General features: G+C 69.5%; 14 protein-coding genes. 10 read left to right on the top strand and 4 right to left on the bottom strand.

The window, feature by feature from the left end:
- Window positions 1-267 precede the first annotated feature (267 nt).
- The 5 genes from JMO03_RS01185 to JMO03_RS01165 are packed head-to-tail and all read left to right on the top strand — an operon-like array spanning window position 268 to window position 5589.
- Window positions 268-891: a 2-dehydro-3-deoxy-6-phosphogalactonate aldolase gene (locus JMO03_RS01185; protein WP_202839418.1), complete on the top strand. Its 624-nt coding sequence runs from the start codon at window positions 268-270 to the stop codon at window positions 889-891.
- The gene (dgoD, locus tag JMO03_RS01180; protein WP_202839416.1) at window positions 888-2039 is read left to right on the top strand and encodes a galactonate dehydratase; all 1152 of its coding nucleotides are present in this window, start codon (window positions 888-890) and stop codon (window positions 2037-2039) included. The genes JMO03_RS01185 and dgoD overlap by 4 nt, the downstream gene beginning before the upstream one ends.
- A 4-nt stretch (window positions 2040-2043) precedes the next feature.
- Window positions 2044-2961: an SMP-30/gluconolactonase/LRE family protein gene (locus JMO03_RS01175; protein ID WP_202839414.1), complete on the top strand. Its 918-nt coding sequence runs from the start codon at window positions 2044-2046 to the stop codon at window positions 2959-2961.
- On the top strand, window positions 2958-3884 hold the full coding sequence (locus JMO03_RS01170) for a 2-dehydro-3-deoxygalactonokinase (RefSeq protein ID WP_202839412.1): 927 nt from the start codon (window positions 2958-2960) through the stop codon (window positions 3882-3884). Before JMO03_RS01175 ends, JMO03_RS01170 begins: the two co-directional genes overlap by 4 nt.
- A gap of 13 nt (window positions 3885-3897) precedes the next feature.
- Window positions 3898-5589, top strand: a complete 1692-nt coding sequence (locus JMO03_RS01165; protein WP_238345783.1) for a glycoside hydrolase family 43 protein — start codon at window positions 3898-3900, stop codon at window positions 5587-5589.
- Window positions 5590-5678: 89 nt separating this feature from the next.
- Here the strand turns inward: JMO03_RS01165 and JMO03_RS01160 are convergent, their stop codons facing one another.
- Window positions 5679-7361 (bottom strand): electron transfer flavoprotein-ubiquinone oxidoreductase, encoded by a 1683-nt coding sequence (locus JMO03_RS01160; protein WP_202839407.1) that lies wholly within the window; start codon window positions 7359-7361, stop codon window positions 5679-5681.
- Between the two features lie 173 nt (window positions 7362-7534).
- Between JMO03_RS01160 and queD the strand changes: the two genes are divergently transcribed.
- On the top strand, window positions 7535-7888 hold the full coding sequence (queD, locus tag JMO03_RS01155) for a 6-carboxytetrahydropterin synthase QueD (protein ID WP_202839406.1): 354 nt from the start codon (window positions 7535-7537) through the stop codon (window positions 7886-7888).
- A 155-nt stretch (window positions 7889-8043) separates the two neighbouring features.
- Window positions 8044-8448 carry a phasin family protein gene (locus tag JMO03_RS01150; protein WP_202839405.1) on the top strand — a complete coding sequence of 135 codons (405 nt, stop codon included), beginning with the start codon at window positions 8044-8046 and terminating at the stop codon, window positions 8446-8448.
- A gap of 198 nt (window positions 8449-8646) precedes the next feature.
- Here the strand turns inward: JMO03_RS01150 and JMO03_RS01145 are convergent, their stop codons facing one another.
- Both JMO03_RS01145 and JMO03_RS01140 read right to left on the bottom strand, forming a co-directional pair.
- Entirely contained in the window at window positions 8647-10035 is a 1389-nt protein-coding gene (locus JMO03_RS01145; RefSeq protein ID WP_202839404.1) for a hypothetical protein, read from the bottom strand.
- Window positions 10036-10264: 229 nt separating this feature from the next.
- A complete protein-coding gene (locus JMO03_RS01140; RefSeq protein ID WP_337926331.1) occupies window positions 10265-13144 on the bottom strand; it encodes a TonB-dependent receptor in 2880 nt (959 codons plus the stop codon).
- A 132-nt stretch (window positions 13145-13276) separates the two neighbouring features.
- Between JMO03_RS01140 and JMO03_RS01135 the strand changes: the two genes are divergently transcribed.
- Window positions 13277-14056 (top strand): DeoR/GlpR family DNA-binding transcription regulator, encoded by a 780-nt coding sequence (locus tag JMO03_RS01135; protein WP_202839403.1) that lies wholly within the window; start codon window positions 13277-13279, stop codon window positions 14054-14056.
- Between the two features lie 103 nt (window positions 14057-14159).
- Here the strand turns inward: JMO03_RS01135 and JMO03_RS01130 are convergent, their stop codons facing one another.
- Entirely contained in the window at window positions 14160-15284 is a 1125-nt protein-coding gene (locus tag JMO03_RS01130; protein ID WP_202839402.1) for an amidohydrolase family protein, read from the bottom strand.
- A gap of 226 nt (window positions 15285-15510) precedes the next feature.
- On the opposite strand from JMO03_RS01130, the gene JMO03_RS01125 reads away from it, so the two are divergent.
- Window positions 15511-17490 carry a glycoside hydrolase family 36 protein gene (locus tag JMO03_RS01125; RefSeq protein ID WP_337926330.1) on the top strand — a complete coding sequence of 660 codons (1980 nt, stop codon included), beginning with the start codon at window positions 15511-15513 and terminating at the stop codon, window positions 17488-17490.
- The gene (locus JMO03_RS01120; RefSeq protein ID WP_202839398.1) at window positions 17487-18395 is read left to right on the top strand and encodes a DMT family transporter; all 909 of its coding nucleotides are present in this window, start codon (window positions 17487-17489) and stop codon (window positions 18393-18395) included. Before JMO03_RS01125 ends, JMO03_RS01120 begins: the two co-directional genes overlap by 4 nt.
- The last annotated feature ends 16 nt before the right edge of the window (window positions 18396-18411 follow it).

The following is an 18411-nucleotide window of genomic DNA, read 5'->3' as shown; positions in this document are numbered from 1 at the left end:
TTCATTTGTCGTACATACCAGGGCCACGCGAGGCTATGTCCGCTTTCACGAAAGGCGGCGCCTTCGCGGCGCCTCCAAACAGGTGGCGATCCGCCGCAACGGGCGGACGCTCGCCGCAAGGCTCGGGACAGGGAGGGAAGACATCCATGGTGCGATCGCTGCAGCGCGACGCCGCATGTCGCGCCATCGCGCCAGCCGCAACGAGTGCGGTGGTGCGGGCGGATCGTGCCCGCTCGCGCACCCTGGCCGGCTGATCCGGAGCCCGGCATGGATGAGCCCCGGACCCCGTTCCGCCTGCCCCTGATCGCGATCCTGCGCGGCGTGATGCCGGTGGAAGTCGCCGAGCACTGCGAGGTCCTGGTGGAGGAAGGATTCGACGCGATCGAGATCCCGACCAATTCGCCCGACTGGACGCGCAGCGTTGCGATCGCCTCGGCCAATTTCGGCGACCGCGCCAGGGTCGGCGCGGGCACCGTGCTCGAAGCCGCGCACGTCGATGCGCTGCTGGCCGCCGGCGGCACGCTCGCGGTCACCCCCAACGTGCGCCCGGCGGTGATCCGCCGTGCGGTCGAGCGCGGGCTGCCCGTGGTCGCGGGCTTCGCCACGGCCAGCGAGGCCTTCGACGCACTCGAGGCCGGCGCACCGATGCTCAAGCTGTTTCCCGCCGCGGTCTACGGGCCGGCGATGGTGCGCGCACTGCGCAGCGTGCTGCCGCCGGTGCCGCTGTTCGCGGTGGGCGGCATCACGCCCGAAACCCTGCCCGTCTACCTGTCCGCCGGTTGCCAGGGCGTGGGCATCGGCGGCGAACTCTATCGACCGGGACAATCCGCGGAACACACGCGCACGCAGGCGCGGCGTTTCCGCGAAGCATGGATGGAACACAGCGCATGAAGATCACCCGGCTGACCACCTGGCAGGCGCCGCCGCGCTGGCTGTTCCTGCGGATCGAGACCGACGAGGGCATCTGCGGCTGGGGCGAGCCGGTAATCGAAGGCCGTGCGGCGACGGTCGAGGCGGCGGTGCACGAACTGGGCGACTACTTGGTCGGGCGCGACCCGGCGCGCATCAACGACCTGTGGCAGGTGCTCTACCGCGGCGGCTTCTACCGCGGTGGCGCGATCCTGATGAGCGCGATCGCCGGCATCGACCAGGCGCTGTGGGACATCAAGGGCAAGGCCCTGGGCGTGCCGGTGTACCAGTTGCTCGGCGGCCTGGTGCGCGACCGCATGAAGACCTATCGCTGGGTCGGCGGCGACCGGCCCGCGGACATCGTCGCGCAGATGCAGGGCTACCGCGCGCAGGGCTTCGACACCTTCAAGTTCAACGGCACCGAGGAACTCAAGCTGATCGACAGCCCGCGCGCCGTCGACGCGGCGGTGGCCAAGGTCGCCGCGGTGCGCGAGGCGGTGGGCGATGCGATCGACTTCGGCATCGACTTCCACGGCCGGGTCAGCGCACCGATGGCGCGCGCGCTGCTGCGCGAGCTGGCGCCGTACAAGCCGCTGTTCGTCGAGGAGCCGGTGCTGCCCGAGCAGTGGGAGTACTACCGGCCGTTGTCGGACGCCACCTCGATCCCGCTGGCCGCGGGCGAGCGCATGTACTCGCGCGCCGAGTTCAAGCCGGTGCTTGCCGCCGGTGGACTGGCGCTGCTGCAGCCGGACCTCTCGCACGCCGGCGGGATCACCGAATGCGTGAAGATCGCGGCGATGGCCGAAGCCCATGATGTCGGCCTGGCGCCGCACTGCCCGCTGGGCCCGGTGGCGCTGGCGGCCTGCCTGCAGGTCGACTTCGTCAGCTGGAATGCGATGCTGCAGGAGCAGAGCATCGGCATCCACTACAACCAGGACGCGGACCTGCTCGACTACGTGCTCAACAAGGACGACTTCCGCTGCGACGACACCGGCAGCATCGCCGCGCTGCCGCTGCCCGGCCTGGGGGTGGAGATCGACGTGGAGCGTCTCGAGCGCGCATCGCGCGAGCCGCCGCGCTGGCGCAATCCGCTGTGGCGCCACGACGACGGCAGCGTGGCGGAGTGGTGAGGTGATGGCCGCGGATCTCCCTGCCGAAGCGACCGCGACGCTGGCCGTCGACAGCCGCTGCCAGCTCGGCGAGGGCATCGTCTGGGACGAACGCGCGCAGCGCCTGTACTGGACCGACATCCTGCGCTCGAAGTTGTGGATGCACGCGCCGGCCGATGCCGCGACCCACGCCTGGGACCTGCCCGAACCGCTCGGCTGCCTCGCCCTGTGCGAGGACGGCGGCCTGCTGCTGGCGCTGGCCAAGTCGATCCGCATGGCGGACGCACCGCGCCCGGGCGACGCGCTGTCGCTGCGCATGCTCGCCGCCCTGGAGCCGGAACTCGGAGCCGCCACGCGCAGCAACGACGGCCGCTGCGACCGCGACGGCAACTTCGTCTTCGGCACCAAGGACGAGACCGGTGCGACGCCGCCGCTGGGACGCTACTACCAGTTCTCGCTCGCGCACGGCCTGCGCGCCTTGCCGTTGCCGGCGGCCGCGATCCCGAATTCGATCTGCTTTTCGCCCGATGGCCGCACGCTCTACTACTGCGATTCGATGCACCCGCGCATCCTGTGCTGCGACTACGATCCGGACGCGGCGGGCATCTCCGAGCCACGCGTGTTCGCCGAGGTCGAAGGCGGCAGGACGCCGGACGGCTCGACCATCGACGCCGCGGGCGGCCTGTGGAATGCGCAATGGGATGCGGGCCGCGTGGTGCGCTACGCGCCCGATGGCCGCGTCGACCGCGTCGTCGCCATTCCCGCCGGCCGACCCTCGTGCTGCGCCATCGGCGGCGCGGATTTCGACACGCTGTACGTGACCACCGCGCGCGAGGAACTGGACGAAGACCAGCTCGCGCGCGCGCCGGGCGCGGGCGGCGTGTTCGCCTTCGCGCTCGCGCCCGGCAGCGGTCGCGCCGAACCCCGGCTGCGCGGCGCATGATCGCGGTCGACTGGGGCAGCACCCACCTGCGCCTGTACCGGATGGACGCGGACGGCACGCTGCGCGAGCGGCGCCGCAGCGATCAGGGCACGCTCGCCAGCGGCGGTCGCTTCGGCGCGGTGCTCGCCGCGGAAATGGCCGGCTGGGACGATGCGCACATCCTGCTGTGCGGCATGGTCGGCGCCCGCGGTGGCTGGCACGAGATGCCCTATCTGGAATGCCCCGCCGGCCTGCCGGAGCTGGCGCGACACATGCAGCGCCTGCATCCGCCCGGGTTCGAGGGTCGCGAGCTGTGGTTCGTACCCGGTCTGCGCGATGCCGCGGAAGCCGTCCCGGACGTGATGCGCGGCGAGGAAACCCAGCTCGCGACCCTGCTCGAGGTCCTGCCCGGCGGCGTCCACCAGGTGTGCCTGCCCGGCACCCACAGCAAATGGGTGACGATCCGCGACGGCCGTGTGCAGCGCATCCGCACGGCGATGACCGGCGAGTTGTACGCGCTGCTGCGCAAGCACAGCATCCTCGGCGCGCTGATGCCCGACGACGACAGCCGGTTCGACGCCTATGCCTTCGATGCCGGACTGCGCCGCAGCGTCGACCCCGGCGGGCTGCTGCACCACCTGTTCGGCGTGCGTACGACCGGATTGTCGGGACAGTTCGAGGGCGCCGCACTGGCGTCGTACCTGTCGGGGCTGCTGGTCGGGCACGAGCTGCACGCGTGCGGGCTGACCGACGATGGTCCGCGCCCGGCACAGGTGCACCTGATCGGCAGCGCACGCCTGCTGGGCGTCTACGCCCGCGCGCTGACCACGCTCGACGTCGGCGTGCAGCGGCATCCCGAGGATCTCGCCGCGCGCGGCCTGCACTTGCTGTGGGCGCGGCGGATGCAAGCGGCCGGGCAACGCGCCCCGGCGCCGCCGGCCTGACCGGAACATGGCCATGAGATGTTGTCTCGCATTCCTCGCCGCCTGCCTGCTCGCCACCGGCGCCCACGCCGGCGAAGCGCTGTTCACCGAAGTGGCATACGCGGGCGACGACGGAGGCGCGGCACCGGGCGCGACGCAGTTCCGCAACCCGGTGATCGCCGGCTTCCATCCCGACCCGTCCGCGATCCGTGTCGGCGACGACTATTACCTGGTCACCTCGTCGTTCGGCTACTTCCCCGGCCTGCCGGTGTTCCACAGCACCGACCTGGTCTCGTGGCGGCAGATCGGCAACGCGATCGACCGGCCGCGGCAGATGCCCTACGGCGAGGGCGAGGAACTCACCCGTGGGCTGTTCGCGGCGACCATCAGCCACCACGACGGCAGGTTCTACATTGCCAATACCTGCTTCTACTGCCCGGGCCGCGGCATGGGCAACTTCGTCATCACCGCGCGCGACCCGGCCGGGCCGTGGTCGGATCCGCACTGGCTGGACATCGACGGCATCGACCCGTCGCTGTTCTTCGACCACGACAGTCGCGCCTGGCTGGTCAACAACGGCGTGCCGGAAGGCGAGATGCGCTACGACGGGCATCGCGCGATCTTCATCCAGCAGTTCGATGCGGACACGCTGTCGCTGACCGGTCCGCGGCTGCAACTGGTGGATGCCGGCGTCGATCCGGCCAGCAACCCCGAACACGTGGAAGGCCCGCACGTGTTCAGGCACGACGGCTGGTACTACCTCACCGCGGCCGAAGGCGGCACCGGCGAGCAGCACGCGCAGATGATCTGGCGCAGCCGTGCCGTCACCGGTCCGTACGAAGCCTGGAGCGGCAATCCCACGCTCACCCAGCGCGACCTCGATCCCGCGCGCCCCGATCCGGTCACCTCCACCGGCCACGCGCAGTTCGTGCGCGCGCAGGACGACAGCTGGTGGGCTGTGTTCCTGGCCACCCGTCCCTATCGCGGCAACCAGTACAACCTCGGCCGCGAGACCTTCCTGCTGCCGGTGCAATGGCGCGACGGTTGGCCGGTGATCCTGGCGCGCGGCGAACGCGTGCCGATGGCGCTCGAACGCCCCGCGCTGCCGTCGGGCCAGGCCACCGCGCCCACCACCGGCCCGATGGCGTGGACGGAGCGGTTCGCAGCCGAGGCGTTGCCGCCGCAATGGGTGATGCTCGATCCGCCGAAGAGCGCGTGGTTCGCCACCGGCAACGGCGGCCTGCGCATCACCCCCGCCGCGACTCCGCTCGCCGGACACGGCAGCGGCCGCGGGCAGCCGGCGTATCTCGCCCGTCGCCTGCTGCACCACAATGCGAGCATCGCCACCACGCTCGACGCCGCCGCACTCGATGCCGGTGAACTCGCGGGTCTCGCGCTGCTGCAGAACGAGCGTCACCACTTCGTCGCGGGCCTCGAGCGCGACGAGCGGGGCGCGGCACTGGTGCTGCCGCGTCGCGCCGGCAAGGACGACCCCGAAGCCGGTCGCGAGCTTGCGCGAATTGCGCTGCCCGAAGCGCCCGCGCAGGTCTCGCTGCGCTTCCGCCTCGCCGCGCCGCGGCTCGATGTCGACTACGCGCTCGCGCCGGGCGACTGGCAGCCGCTCGCCGCCGACCTCGATGCCAGCCTGCTGAGGGTCGATACCGCCGGCGGCTTCATCGGCAATACCTTCGGGCCGTATGCGGTCAAGCGGGATGGCGCGCCGTAGCGCAACCTGCCTTCCGCATCGTCGGCCTGCCCGGCCCTTCGGGCCACCCTCTCCCGCGCAGCGGGAGAAGGACCGCGCACGGGCGGCCGCTACATCCCCGCGTAGTTCGGACCGCCGCCACCCTGCGGCGCGACCCAGACGATGTTCTGGGTGGGATCCTTGATGTCGCAGGTCTTGCAGTGCACGCAATTGGCGAAGTTGATCTGCAGCCGCTCGCTGCCGGGTTCGCCGACGAATTCGTACACCGCCGCCGGGCAGTAGCGCGCTTCCGGCCCGGCGTACTCCTTCAGGTTCACTTCGACCGGGATCGACGCATCCTTCAGGGTCAGGTGGCTGGGCTGGTTCTCGTCATGGTGGGTGCTCGACAGGAACACCGAGCTCAGCCGGTCGAAGGTGAGCACACCGTCGGGTTTCGGATACGCGATCTTCGCGTGCCGGGCCGCGGGCTCCAGGCAGGCGTGGTCGGGCTTGTCGCGGTGCAGCGTCCACGGCGGGTTGCGGATGCCGAGTTTCGGCAGCAGCCACTGCTCGATGCCGGTCATCAGGGTCGCCAGGGTGCGGCCCTTCTTGAACCACTGCTTGAAGTTCTTCGACTGCAGCAGCTCCCGGTGCAGCCAGCTGCGCTCGAACGCTTCCGGATACGTCGACAGTTCGTCATGCGCGCGGTCCTCGCCGAGCGCGGCGAACGCGGCTTCGGCTGCGAGCATGCCGGTCTTGATCGCGGCGTGGCTGCCCTTGATCCGGCTCGCGTTGAGGGTGCCGGCCTCGCAGCCGACCAGGGCGCCGCCCGGGAACACCAGCTTCGGCAGCGACATCAGGCCGCCGGCGGTGAGCGCGCGCGCACCGTAGCCGATGCGTTTGCCGCCTTCGAGGTGCCTGCGGATCGCCGGGTGGGTCTTCCACCGCTGGAATTCCTCGAACGGACTCAGGTACGGATTGGCGTAGTCCAATCCGACCACGAAGCCGAGCGCGATCTTCCCGTCCTCGGCGTGGTACAGGAACGAGCCGCCATAGGTGTCGTCGGCGAGCGGCCAGCCGGCGGTGTGCACCACCAGCCCGGGCTGGTGCCGCTCCGGGTCGGCCTGCCAGAGTTCCTTGATGCCGATGCCGTAGCTCTGCGGGTCGCGTCCGGCGTCGAGCCCGAACTTCGCGATCAGGCGCCGGCCGAGGTGGCCGCGCGAGCCTTCGGCGAAGATCGTGTACTTCGCGTGCAGTTCCATGCCCAGCTGGAACTCGGGCGTCGGCTCGCCGTCGCGGCCGAGGCCGAGGTTGCCGGTGGCCACGCCGCGCACCGCGCCGTCGTCGGTGTACAGCACTTCGTCGGCGGCGAAGCCGGGGAAGATCTCCACGCCCAGCGCTTCGGCCTGCTGCGCCAGCCAGCGCGTCACCGCGCCCAGCGAGACGATGTAGTTGCCGTGGTTGTCGAAGCACTCGGGCAGGAAGAACCCCGGCGTGGCGCGGGCGCCGTCCTCGCCGAGAAACAGGAACTCGTCGCGGGCCACCGGCTGCTTCAGCGGCGCGCCACGCTCCGCCCAGTCGGGAAACAGTTCGGCCAGCGCGCGCGGATCCATGATCGCGCCCGAGAGGATGTGCGCGCCGGGCTCGGAGCCCTTCTCCAGCACGCAGACCGAGACCTCGCGCCCCGCTTCCGCGGCCAGTTGCCTGAGCCGGATCGCCGTCGCCAGCCCGCCGGGACCGGCGCCGACCACGACCACGTCGTATTCCATCGCTTCGCGCGGGCCGTGGATGGCCAGCAGTTCTTCGGGTGTCATCGGCTTTGCTCCTCGCGGGGCATGGCGGCATCGTGGATGTTGGCGGGCCGTAGCGCGTCCGGTGCACGCGCTGCGTGCGTCCCGTCGGTCAAGGGGCCGTACGCTACCGCATTGCCGTCGCAAACCCCAAGTTCCGCGATTGCCCGCGGGCGGCGGCGCACGGACAATGCCGCATGGACATCTTCAAGAGCTTCACCCTGGAAGCCGCGCACCGCCTGCCCAACGTGCCGCCGGGGCACAAGTGCGCGCGCCTGCACGGGCACTCGTTCGGGGTGGAACTGCATGTCAGCGGCGAGCCCGGCGCGGACAGCGGCTGGGTGATGGATTTCGCGGACATCAAGGCCGCGTTCAAGCCGCTGTACGACCAGCTCGACCATCGTTACCTCAACGAGGTGCCCGGGCTGGAGAACCCCACCAGCGAACGGCTGGCGGTCTGGATCTGGGAGCGGCTCAAGCCGGCGCTGCCCCAGCTCAGTGCCGTGGTGGTCCGGGAAACCTGCACCTCCGGGTGCCGGTACACCGGCTGAGTCGTCTAGGCCCGGCGCAACCGCCTGATTCCACTGGGAACCTGAACGCCGTTCAGCCGTTCGTCGGTCGGATGTTGCACTGCAACATATTCGGGCTTATCCTGCACCGCACAAACCCGGCAATCCCGTGCCGGCACTGATCGCAGGAGATCACCATGAACTACCAGTACAACGAGCAGTTCGCAGCCGCGACGCGTCAGTTCGCCGACACCGCCGCGCGCATCAACCAGCTTGCCCTCGAGAACGCCCAGAAGGTCTTCGGCCTGCAGCTGGCGACTCTCGAAGAGAACGCCGAAGCCACCTTCGCGTTCTTCGGCGAAGCGGCCGACGTGCGCGACTTCGACGGCATGAAGACCCTGCTGCCGAAGGGCGTGCAGATCGCCCGCGAGAACGTCGAGCGCGCCATCGGCGCCGGTCAGGAAGTCTTCGGCAGCACCGTGAAGACCAACGAAGCCATCGCCGAGATCGCCAAGTCGCAGCTCGAAGCCGCCACCGTCAAGGCGCAGGCCCAGGCCGAGAAGGTCGTGGCTTCGGCCGCGAAGGCGACCAAGCGCCGCTGAGCGACGCGCAGTCCCCCGAGCCGGCGCGTCCCTCCCCGCACCGCGCTCGAACAGGAAACCCGGCAGCTTCGGCTGCCGGGTTTTTTGTTTTGTCTCCCATGCGAGGGAGACACGGTCTGCGATGGAGTAGTCCGCGTCAGGACTCCGATGGACGCCGCGTCCTGGCGATCGGGAACCTCGAACACTCCTGCCGCCGCGTTACGTCAGCGATGCGTTGAACTGGATCCCTTGTCCCGGCACCAGGCGATCGCTTTCGATGCCGATCTCCAGCGCCTCGCGCTGGTGCGGACCGATGCAGGCCTGGAAGGTGTCTTCGTCGCCGGGCAGCAACCCCTTCAACGACGCGCCCGCCCGCTGGCCGTTGGCGGCCGGCCAGGCGTCGTGGTAGAGCGGCGCCACCCCTTCGTTGCGGATCGCCATGCGCACGCAGTCTCCATCGCTTTCCAGCGTCGTGACCCGGAACGCGTAGCCGGTCGCCATCGCCGCCTGCCTGATCCTCGCCCGGGGCTGGTACCGGGGCTGGTCGTTCCCGATCATGTAGCTGATGCGGTACTGGGCCGCGAAGGATTCGAAGCTGCGGCCGTGCGGACCGTCGGGCAGGTCGAGCACGTGGGCCTGGTCGTACTCGCTGTAGTAGCTGAACTCGCCGCCGGCGGGACCGTCGTGGTGGCGCGCGTCGCCGAAGAAGCCCCAGGCGGCGCGGTTGTACTCGGTGTCGCTCTCCGAGTGCCGTTCGTGCATGAAGGAGTCGTCGAACAGGCCGAAGCGCAGCGTGCGCAGCGACGGCACCGACGGGAACGGCGAGTAGACCCCGCTCGCGGCGTCGATCGACACCGACCACGGCGTCTGCACGAAACTTTCGCCCAGGTGTTCGAGCGCCTGCTGCTGGAAGGCCCTGGACGGGAACGTGTGCCCGAGCGTGAGCGGCCCGTCCCACAGGTGGTACTCGGCATAGGAGCCGAAGCCGACCTGCACGAAGGCCAGCCGCGGGTCGCGGTCGTATCTTTGGGCGAAGCGGGTGTAGAAGTCGAGCACGAACTGCCGCAGCCGCTGCGAGCGCCAGTCGGGAATGAAGGTGCGGCGACCCTCGACGGTGTGGAAGGCGGTGACGTGGTCCGGGCCGTCGGCGATGTCGGCCGGAATGGAGATCTCCGTGCGCCCGGGATAGGTGTCGTGGAAGCGCAGGATCATCTGGTGCCCGCGTGCGGCGGCGGCGGCCAGGCGCGTGTCGACGGGGGACCAGTCGAACGTGGTGGAGGTGGGGCTCACGTCGCTGTAGCGCAGGTAGGCGAACTCCAGCTGCACGTCCTCGCCCAGCGCAGCCAGGCCGGCGGCGTTGTCGTTCCACAGCACGATACCGGTCATCGGCTGCACCGCGTCGATCCGGGACTGCAGCGGCACCGGCTCGAAGGCGGAGGCCGCACGCCGGCGGCGGAAGCCGCGGCCACCGGTGACCCGCGAGGGGGCGGCTAGTGCCGGGGCGGGGGTGGAAGCGGCTTCGGCAGATGCAACGCGCGCGGCCGCCGCGGTGGGATCGAGCGGGACTTCGTTTGCGGACGCGACGCGCCGCACCGGACTCGACGCCATGTTGCGCATGGCGGCAAGTGACCCGGTCGGGATAGACGCGACCGCATTGTTCGCATCCAGCCTCTCCCCGCGCGCACGTTCCGCACTCCGCGACACCGCCTGCGACGCGCTGGCGCAGACGAGCACCAGGGCCAGCGGGACCGCACCCGCACAGATTCTCCATCCTCGCATCGCGTCGACTCCCTGTCCGGTGGAAGGGCCGGCCACGCGGGCCGGCCGTGTCGCGTCGTCAGAACCGGTAGCTCAACCCCAAGGTGATCGAGCGGCCGTAGCGGTAGTAGCCCTGCGAGAGCAGCGGGTTGCCGTTGATGCTGTAGGTGTTGGCCTCGTCGAGCAGGTTGCTGCCTTCCAGCGACACGGTGAAGTCGTCGTTGATGCTGTAGGACGCATGAGCGGTGAGCCAGGTGATGGGATCGGCCTGTTCGTTGTAGCCGCCGCCCAGCACGTTGATGGCGGTGACGAAGCCATCGGTGCGGTCGGCGGTCGCGCCCAGCGACCACGGCCCCTTCTCGTACATCACGCCGAGCGAGTACACCGACGGCGCGATGCCCTCCAGCGGACGCTCCTCGTCGTCGACCCAGCTTTTCGACCAGTTGCGGGTGTACTGCGCGCGGAAGCCGAATCCGTTGTCCCAGAAATGCTGCAGGCCGGCCTCGAACCCGTGCACTTTCGCGTAGTCGCCGTTGATCGGACGCATGACGTTGAACAGGGTCGGACCTTCGGTCACCGGATTTCCGTCGGTATCCACGATCGGTCCCACGCCGATGTCCTGGCCCGGTTCCCAGCTGGTGGTGATCTGGTTCTCGATGCGCTTGCGGAACACCGCGAAGTTGGCGATCGAGTTCTCGGCGAAGTACCACTCGAGCGATGCGTCCGCCTGCCTCGCACTGTAGGGTTCGAGTTCGGCGTTGCCGCCGTAGATCTGGGTGAACTCGCCCCAGGAGACGCTCTCGGTGGTGTTGGTCGGCGCCAGCTGGCTCACCGCCGGGCGCGCCATGGTCTTGGCCGCGCCCAGGCGCAGCTGCAGGTCGTCGGTGAAGCGCCAGGTGAAGTTGGCGGTCGGCAGCGCATAGGTGTACTCGGACTCCTGATAGACCGAGCTCGGTTCGTCGTAGACGGCCGAGTAGTTGAAGGCGCCGAACTCGACGATGCTCAGGATCCTCGCGTCCCAGGCCTGCGCGGTGGTGCGCGTCTTGACCAGGCGCAGGCCGGCGTTGCCGCTCCAGCGATCGCCCGACAGGTCCAGCTCGATGTAGCTGGCCAGGGTCTTTTCCGACACGCGGTAGCTCTGCAGCGGGTTCCACACCGGTGCCGCGGCGGAATAGTCGTAGGTGCCGCCGCCCGGGCGCGGGTTGCCGTCGTAGGCCGCGAGCGCGGCGATGTAGCCCGGCACGTCGAAGCCCAGGAACGAGCGCGGGAACACCGACGACACGCCGCTCATGAAGTTGGGCAGGTTGAACGTGTTCGAGATCACGCTGCCGCCGAGCGCACCGACGTTGATCGCGTTGTCGCCCGAATAGTAGTCCGCGCCGCCCGTGAGGGCGTTGTTGACCAGGTCGCGCGCCTTGCGCCGGTCGGTGCGGTTCACGCCGAACTTCAGCCGGTCGATGCCGAGTTCGCCGACGAACAGCTCGCCCGCGAGCGCGCCGCCGGTGATGCGGTCGTCGATGTTGTCTCCCGCCAGCGAGAAGTAGTGCGTGTTGAAATCGTCCGCGCCGAACTGGCCGCCGGCCAGTCCTGCGATCAGGTCGCGGCCGTCGTCGAAGGTCGCCTGTACGTTGGGTACGCCGCCGTCGAGCCAGATCCGCGCGACGTTGGGCTGGTTCATGCGCAGCACGACGTAGGAGTCCTGCCCGCCGGAGTAGCGGCTGGAGGTGGAGCGGTAGAGGTCGGCGGTGAGGGTGAAGTCGTCGTTGACCTTCCACTGCCCGTTGATGCCGTACAGGTCGGTGTCGACCACGCGGTACTCGGTCTGGTTCAGCAGCTCGGGGTTGAGCCGCATCTCCGGATCGGGGTTGTCCATGGTGAAGTCGGTGACGATGCCGTCGTTGATCGTCATGTTCGACCAGCGGCCGGGCGCGAACAGCGGGTAGTACGACTGCTGGTAGCCGACCTGCGGCGAATCGAGCCGCGTCTTCAGGCCGTCGACCGAGATCCTCACGCTGTCGCTGGGCCGCCACTCGAGCTTGGCCGACAGCGCCGTGCGCTTCTTCTCCTCGAGGATCGAGCCGACCCGGAACTGGCCGGGGCCGATCAGGCCGTACTCCTCCGGATCGAGTTCGCCATTACCGTTGGGGTCGATGTGCCCGCCCCAGGTGTTGCCCCACAGCCAGCTCTCGTCGGTCGGATCGGCATTGCGGCTCCAGCCGCCATCGTTGCCGGCGACGTCGGTGCGGTCCTTGCGGCGCGCATAGACCGCGCCCAGCAGGATCCCGAAGGTGTCGTCGGCGAAGGTATTGCTGTACGCGGCCGAGAGCTTGCCGCCGTCGTGTTCCGACATCAGGTTGCGGTCGCCTTCCAGGCGCAGGGCGCCATGCTGCCCGGTACGGTCGAACGGGCTGGCCGAACGCAGGTTGATCAGGCCGCCGATCGCGCCTTCGGTCAGCGAGGCCTGGGCGCCCTTGATCACGTCCGCGCCGCTGATCACGTCGGCCGGCAGCACGTCGTAGGCGAAATCGCGGCCGGCGCCGTCGGTGGCGAGGATGCGGCCGTTGAAGGTGGTCAGGGTGTATTCCGGCCCGAGGCCGCGCACGCTCACCTTCTGGCCTTCACCGCCGGCGGTGCGCGAAATCGACACGCCGGTGATGTGGCTGAGCGAATCGGCCACGTTGTCGTCGGGGAACTTGCCCAGTTCCAGCGCGCTGATCGAATCCTGCACGGTCGACGAATCGCGCTTGAGCTCGGTGGCACGTGCCAGACTGCCGCGGACGCCCGTGACCACCACGGTTTCCATCGACTCGATCGCCTCGTCGCTTCCGGGCGCCGGTTCCGCGGCGGCTGGCTCGACCGGGGCGGGGTCGGACTGCTGGGCGAGGAGTGGATACGGCGCCAGCATCGCCAGGGCGATGCTGAAGGCGAGCGTTTTCCGGTGCAGTCGGACGGTCGTCACGGAGGTCTCCTCGGGGCGGTTAGCGGACGGAAGGTGAACGAAACGAAACCGAGACTATCCTATGTTTCGTTTCGCATCAATAGCGAAATTTAACGAAATGTCGCATACTCCGGCCGCAGAGGAAAGGACCCCATGGCCGCCACCCGCGACACCAGCCAGAGACGCCTGCAGATCAGCGAACTCGTGCGCCAGCACGGCAGCGTGCAGGTGACCGCGCTGGCCCGCCGCTTCGGCGTCAGCATGCAGACGGTACGCAAGGACCTGCGCTACCTCGCCGAGCGCGGGGTCATGGCCCGCGCCTACGGCGGCGCGATCGACAGCCACGTGGTCGGGGGCGCCATGTCCGAGCCGCCCTACGAGGCCAAGCGCACCTCGCACCTCGACGAGAAGCGCCGCATCGGGCTGCGCGCGGCGACCCTGGTCAAGGCCGGCGACACCATCGCGATCGATTCGGGCACCACCGCCATCCAGCTGGCCGAAGCGCTGCCGAACATCGACGTCACCGTGGTCACCAACGACTTCAACGTGCTGGCCGCGCTGACCCCGAAGAACAACATCCGCATCGTGATGCTCGGCGGCGAGCTGCGGCGCAAGAACATGGCCTTCTACGGCGGCCTCACCGTCGAGGCGCTCGATGCGCTGCACGTGGACCGGCTGTTCCTCGGGGTCGACGGCTTCGACCTCGAGCGCGGCATCACCACGCACTACGAGCCCGAGGCGATGCTCAACCGCAAGATGGTCGAGGCCGCGCGGGTGGTGGTCGCGATCACCGACAGCTCGAAGTTCGGCACCGTGTGCCTGCACCGCATCATCCCGGTCACCGACCTCGACACGCTGATCACGGACACCGGCGCGCCGGAGGACATCCGCGCCGCCAGCCAGCAGTTCGGCTTCGAGCTGCTGCTGGCCTAGGCGGGCCGCCGGAGGACCCGCGCCCGACCCGCGAACGCGGGACGGGAATCGGTGGCGCTGGAATCCGGACCCGGTCGATGCCCGTCGCGCATGCCGCGGGGCGTCAATCGCCGTTCCCGCCCCGCACGTACACGCGCCTGGCGTTGCGGTAGTAGATCTTGTCGATCACCGCGCGCGGCAGCGACAGACCCGGCACGTCCGCGTCGATCATGTCCACGCGCTGCGTTTCCCCGGTCGCCAGGTAGCGCCAGTCGGAGGTCCATACGGCGTGCGCGGTGCGCCGGAACTCGTCCGGATCCGAATCCGGACCCTGGGTCAGATCGGTGCCGTAGAGGATCCGGTCCTGGTGACGGATGAAGAAGTCGCGCACCCGCTCGCGATCGCGCACGGACTGGTACTGCACCTGGCTCATGCGCGCCGCGAGATCGACCGTCGCGTGGGGGAATCGGTCGAGGAAGGCGCCCAGCCGGTCCACGTCGTACTCCAGGCTGGCCATGTGCGCGCCGACGAAACGCAGGCCCGGATGCGCGGCGAGGAAACGGTCGCGCACCGCCATCTGGTCCTCGTAGGAGGGCTGCTCCGGATGCAGGTACATGTGGTACTGCGGATGGTTGCGGAAGTACTCGCGGTCGTTGCTGGTGGTCATCTGCTCCAGCGGCAACCAGCAGTTGTGCGGCTCGCCCTGGTGGCCGATGAGCGCCACGTCCAGCGCGCGGATACGCTCGGCCACCGGCGCAAGCGCGGGATGGTCGAGCATGATCAGCGCGCCGTCGGCGTCCTTCTCGATCATGCCGACGTTCTTCCAGATCTTCACCGCGACCGCACCCTGCTCCACCGCTTCGCCGATGTCGGCGCCGACGGCAGCCGCCCAGCCGGGCGCGCCGAAGTCCTGCATCGACAAGGTCGTCGCCCAGTGGAAACGCAGCGGTTCCGCCTGCGCCAGTTCGAGCGCCGCCGCGCGCTGCCGGGCGATCGTCGGGAAATCGGGGTAGTCGACGTTGATCGACAACAGCTCGAAACCGTCCGCCCGCGCCTGCTCGAGGAAGGCGCGCTCGACGACGTTGGCATGGACGTGCGCATCGAACTTCGGCACGCGCGCGAAATCCGCCATCGAATAGGCCGCTTCGTCGGCGGCCGCCGCAGGCGCCGCGGCAGGTGCGGCGGGTTCGCCGCAGGCGACGAGCATGGCCAGCGACAGGGCAACGCAAAGCAGGGAGGAGAGGCGCATCGGGGTCGGCCTGTAATGTAACGAAACTTATATACAACATATCGCAACAAAATTGTTGCATCCACTGCCTCGCTCCCGCAGAATGCCCGCGCACTCCTTCGGACCGCCCGCCATGCCGCCTATTGGACGCCGAACCGTCCTGAAGCTCGCTTCGGGTACTGCCGCGCTTGCCGCGCTTCCCTGGGCGTCCGCCGCGCGTGCCGGGACCTCCCGCCCGGCACGCGCGGTGGCGCACGACGACGTGCTCGCGATCGCCTTCGACGCCAACCTGCATACGTCGATCGCCCGCGCCGGCGACCCGATGACGCCGTTCCAGGCCAGCGAAAGCCTGCTGCTGCCCGAGGGCGGCGCGATCGATGCGTGCGCATTCGTCGACGAGCGCACCGAACCGGTCGCCGACGCGCGCCACGGCGCCGGGCGCAGGCACGTCGTCCGCGGCCGTTCCGCCCAGGGCATCGAAAAGACCGTCGAGGTTGCGTTCTTCGAACGCTATCCGGGCATGGCGATCGTGGTCGCCAGCTACCGCAACACCGGCGATGCGCCGCTCGCGGTCGCCGGCTGGCGCAATGGCGCGCATGAACTAGCCGAGGCGCCGGGCGGGTTCTGGAGCTTCTCCGGCGCCACCCACGAAGACCGCCGCGACTGGGTGCAGCCGGTGGACGAGGGCTTCAACCAGCGCAACACCCTGGCGATGGACGCGTCGGACTACGGCGGCGGCACGCCGGTGGCCAACCTCTGGCGCCGCGACGGCGGTCTCGCCGTCGGCCATGTCGAGATCGTGCCGAAGCTGCTGGACATGCCGGTGCGCAGGACCGCCGGCGGCGCCAGCATCGCGATCGAAGGGGCGCATGCCACCACGCTCGGCCCCGGCGAATCGCTGACGACGCAGCGCACCCTGCTGTGCGTACACACCGGCGACTTCTTCGTGCCGCTCGAGCTCTACCGGCGCTTCATGCGCGACCAGGGCATCGCCTCGCGCGAAGTGCCCGAATCCGCCTTCGCGCCGATCTGGTGCGCCTGGGGCTACGAGCGCGACTTCACCACGCAGCAGGTGCTCGCCACCCTGCCCAAGGCGCGCGAACTCGGCTTCGAATGGGCCGTGCTCGACGACGGCTGGCAGACCAACGAGGGCGACTGGGCGATCGACCTGCGCAAGTTCCCGCGCGGCGACGCCGACATGCGCGCCTTCACCGACGCGGTGCGCGCACAGGGCATGCGCCCGCGCCTGTGGCTGGCGCCGCTGGCGGCCGACCCGGGCAGCGACGTGCTGCACCAGCATCCGGACATGCTGCTGCTCGACGAGTACGGCAGCTTCCAGAAGGTCAGCTGGTGGAATGCGCTGACCCAGTGTCCCGCCTACCGCAAGACCATCGACTACTACGTCGCCTTCGTGAAGAAGGCGATCGGCGAATGGGGCTTCGAGGGCCTCAAGCTCGACGGCCAGCACCTCAACGCCGTCGCGCCCTGCCACAACCCGGCGCACGCCCACGCGCATCCCAACGAGTCGTGCGAGAAGCTGCCCGATTTCTGGAACGCGATCCACGCCGCCGCGCGCGCGGCGAACCCGCAGGCCGTGGTGGAACTGTGTCCCTGCGGCACCGCGTTCGCGTTCCACAACCTGCCGGCCACCGACCAGTTCCCGTCGTCCGATCCGCTGTCGTCCTGGCAGGTCCGGCACAAGGGCAAGACCATCAAGGCGCTGATCGGCCGCGGCAGCAGCTACGCGGGCGACCATGTCGAACTCAGCACCGGCGGCCAGGATTTCGCCAGCAGCGTCGGCATCGGTGCGGTGATCTCGACCAAGTTCACCTGGCCGCGCGACACCGACCGCCCGAACCCCGGCCCGCTGCCGCCAGGCGGCTTCGTGCTGACGCCGGAGAAGGAAGCGCTGTGGCGCAGGTGGATCGACCTCTACAGGCAGCACATGCTGCCCAGGGGCGAATACCTGGGCGCGCTGTACGACATCGGCTTCGACAGGCCCGAGGCGCACGCGATCGCCAAGGACGGGGCGATGTACTACGCGTTCTATGCCGATGCCTGGAACGGCCCGCTGCAGCTGCGCGGCCTCGGCAAGGGCCGCTGGCGCGTGCGCGACCTGTTCCACGATCGCGAACTCGGGGTCGTCGATTCGCGCGCCAGCACGCTGGATGCCGCCTTCGAAGGCTTCCTGCTGCTGCAGGCGCTGCCCGAAGGCGGCAACGCATGAGCGCCGCGATGCGCAGCGGACGCCCGTGGCTCGCGTACGCGCTGGTGACGGTCCTGCTGTGGGGCGTCTGGGGCGCGCTGGCGGGACTGTCCTCGCAGCACGGCTTTCCGGACACGCTGGTGTACTGCGTGTGGGCGCTGACGATGATCCCGCCGGCCCTGTTCGTGCTGTGGCGCGCGGGCTGGTCGCTGGACCGCACGCCCGGCGCCATCGGCTACGGCATGGCGATCGGCCTGCTGGGCGCGGGCGGGCAGATGGTGCTGTTCAAGGCGCTCACCACCGGGCCCGCCTATTTCATCTTCCCGGTGATCTCGCTGTCGCCGGTGGTGACGATCGCATTGTCGTTCCTGCTGCTGCGCGAGCGTACCGGCCGGCTCGGCGCGCTCGGCATCGCGCTGGCGCTGGTGGCGCTGCCGATGCTCGACCTGTCGTTCGGCGGCGGCGCGCAGGGACTGGGCTGGTTCCCGCTGGCGCTGCTGATCATGCTGGCCTGGGGCGTGCAGGCCTACTTCATGAAACTGGCCAACAACACCGTCAGCGCGGAGAGCATCTTCTTCTACATGATGCTCGGGGCGCTGCTGCTGATCCCCGTGGCGTGGGGCATGACCGATTGGACGCAACCGCTTAACCTCGGCCTCGACGGGCCGTGGATGGCCGCCGCGATCCAGATCCTCAACGCGGTCGGCGCGCTGATGCTGGTCTACGCCTTCCGCTACGGCAAGGCCATCGTGGTCGCGCCGCTGACCAACGCCGGCGCGCCACTGGTCACCGCGGCGCTGTCGCTGCTGATCGCCGGCGTGGTGCCCGGCCCGCTGAAGATGGTCGGCCTCGCGCTGGCGCTGGTGGCTTCGCTGCTGCTGGTGCTGCAGCCCGAGCACGACGCCCCGGCGCCGCGGGCGCCCTGACACGGAGTCGGATGCA

The sequence above is a fragment of the Luteimonas saliphila genome, assembly GCF_016774335.1.
GTDB classification, from domain to species: domain Bacteria; phylum Pseudomonadota; class Gammaproteobacteria; order Xanthomonadales; family Xanthomonadaceae; genus Luteimonas; species Luteimonas saliphila.
This window is presented reverse-complemented; position numbering and strand designations above follow the sequence as displayed.

Excerpts from the sequence above, each read along its gene's own strand:
- JMO03_RS01185 (WP_202839418.1), top strand. The coding sequence starts at position 268 with ATGGATGAGCCCCGGACCCCGTTCCGCCTGCCCCTGATCGCGATCCTG.
- dgoD (WP_202839416.1), top strand. The coding sequence starts at position 888 with ATGAAGATCACCCGGCTGACCACCTGGCAGGCGCCGCCGCGCTGGCTG.
- JMO03_RS01175 (WP_202839414.1), top strand. The coding sequence starts at position 2,044 with ATGGCCGCGGATCTCCCTGCCGAAGCGACCGCGACGCTGGCCGTCGAC.
- JMO03_RS01170 (WP_202839412.1), top strand. The coding sequence starts at position 2,958 with ATGATCGCGGTCGACTGGGGCAGCACCCACCTGCGCCTGTACCGGATG.
- JMO03_RS01165 (WP_238345783.1), top strand. The coding sequence starts at position 3,898 with ATGAGATGTTGTCTCGCATTCCTCGCCGCCTGCCTGCTCGCCACCGGC.
- JMO03_RS01160 (WP_202839407.1), bottom strand. The coding sequence starts at position 7,361 with ATGACACCCGAAGAACTGCTGGCCATCCACGGCCCGCGCGAAGCGATG.
- queD (WP_202839406.1), top strand. The coding sequence starts at position 7,535 with ATGGACATCTTCAAGAGCTTCACCCTGGAAGCCGCGCACCGCCTGCCC.
- JMO03_RS01150 (WP_202839405.1), top strand. The coding sequence starts at position 8,044 with ATGAACTACCAGTACAACGAGCAGTTCGCAGCCGCGACGCGTCAGTTC.
- JMO03_RS01145 (WP_202839404.1), bottom strand. The coding sequence starts at position 10,035 with ATGGCGTCGAGTCCGGTGCGGCGCGTCGCGTCCGCAAACGAAGTCCCG.
- JMO03_RS01135 (WP_202839403.1), top strand. The coding sequence starts at position 13,277 with ATGGCCGCCACCCGCGACACCAGCCAGAGACGCCTGCAGATCAGCGAA.
- JMO03_RS01130 (WP_202839402.1), bottom strand. The coding sequence starts at position 15,284 with ATGCGCCTCTCCTCCCTGCTTTGCGTTGCCCTGTCGCTGGCCATGCTC.
- JMO03_RS01120 (WP_202839398.1), top strand. The coding sequence starts at position 17,487 with ATGAGCGCCGCGATGCGCAGCGGACGCCCGTGGCTCGCGTACGCGCTG.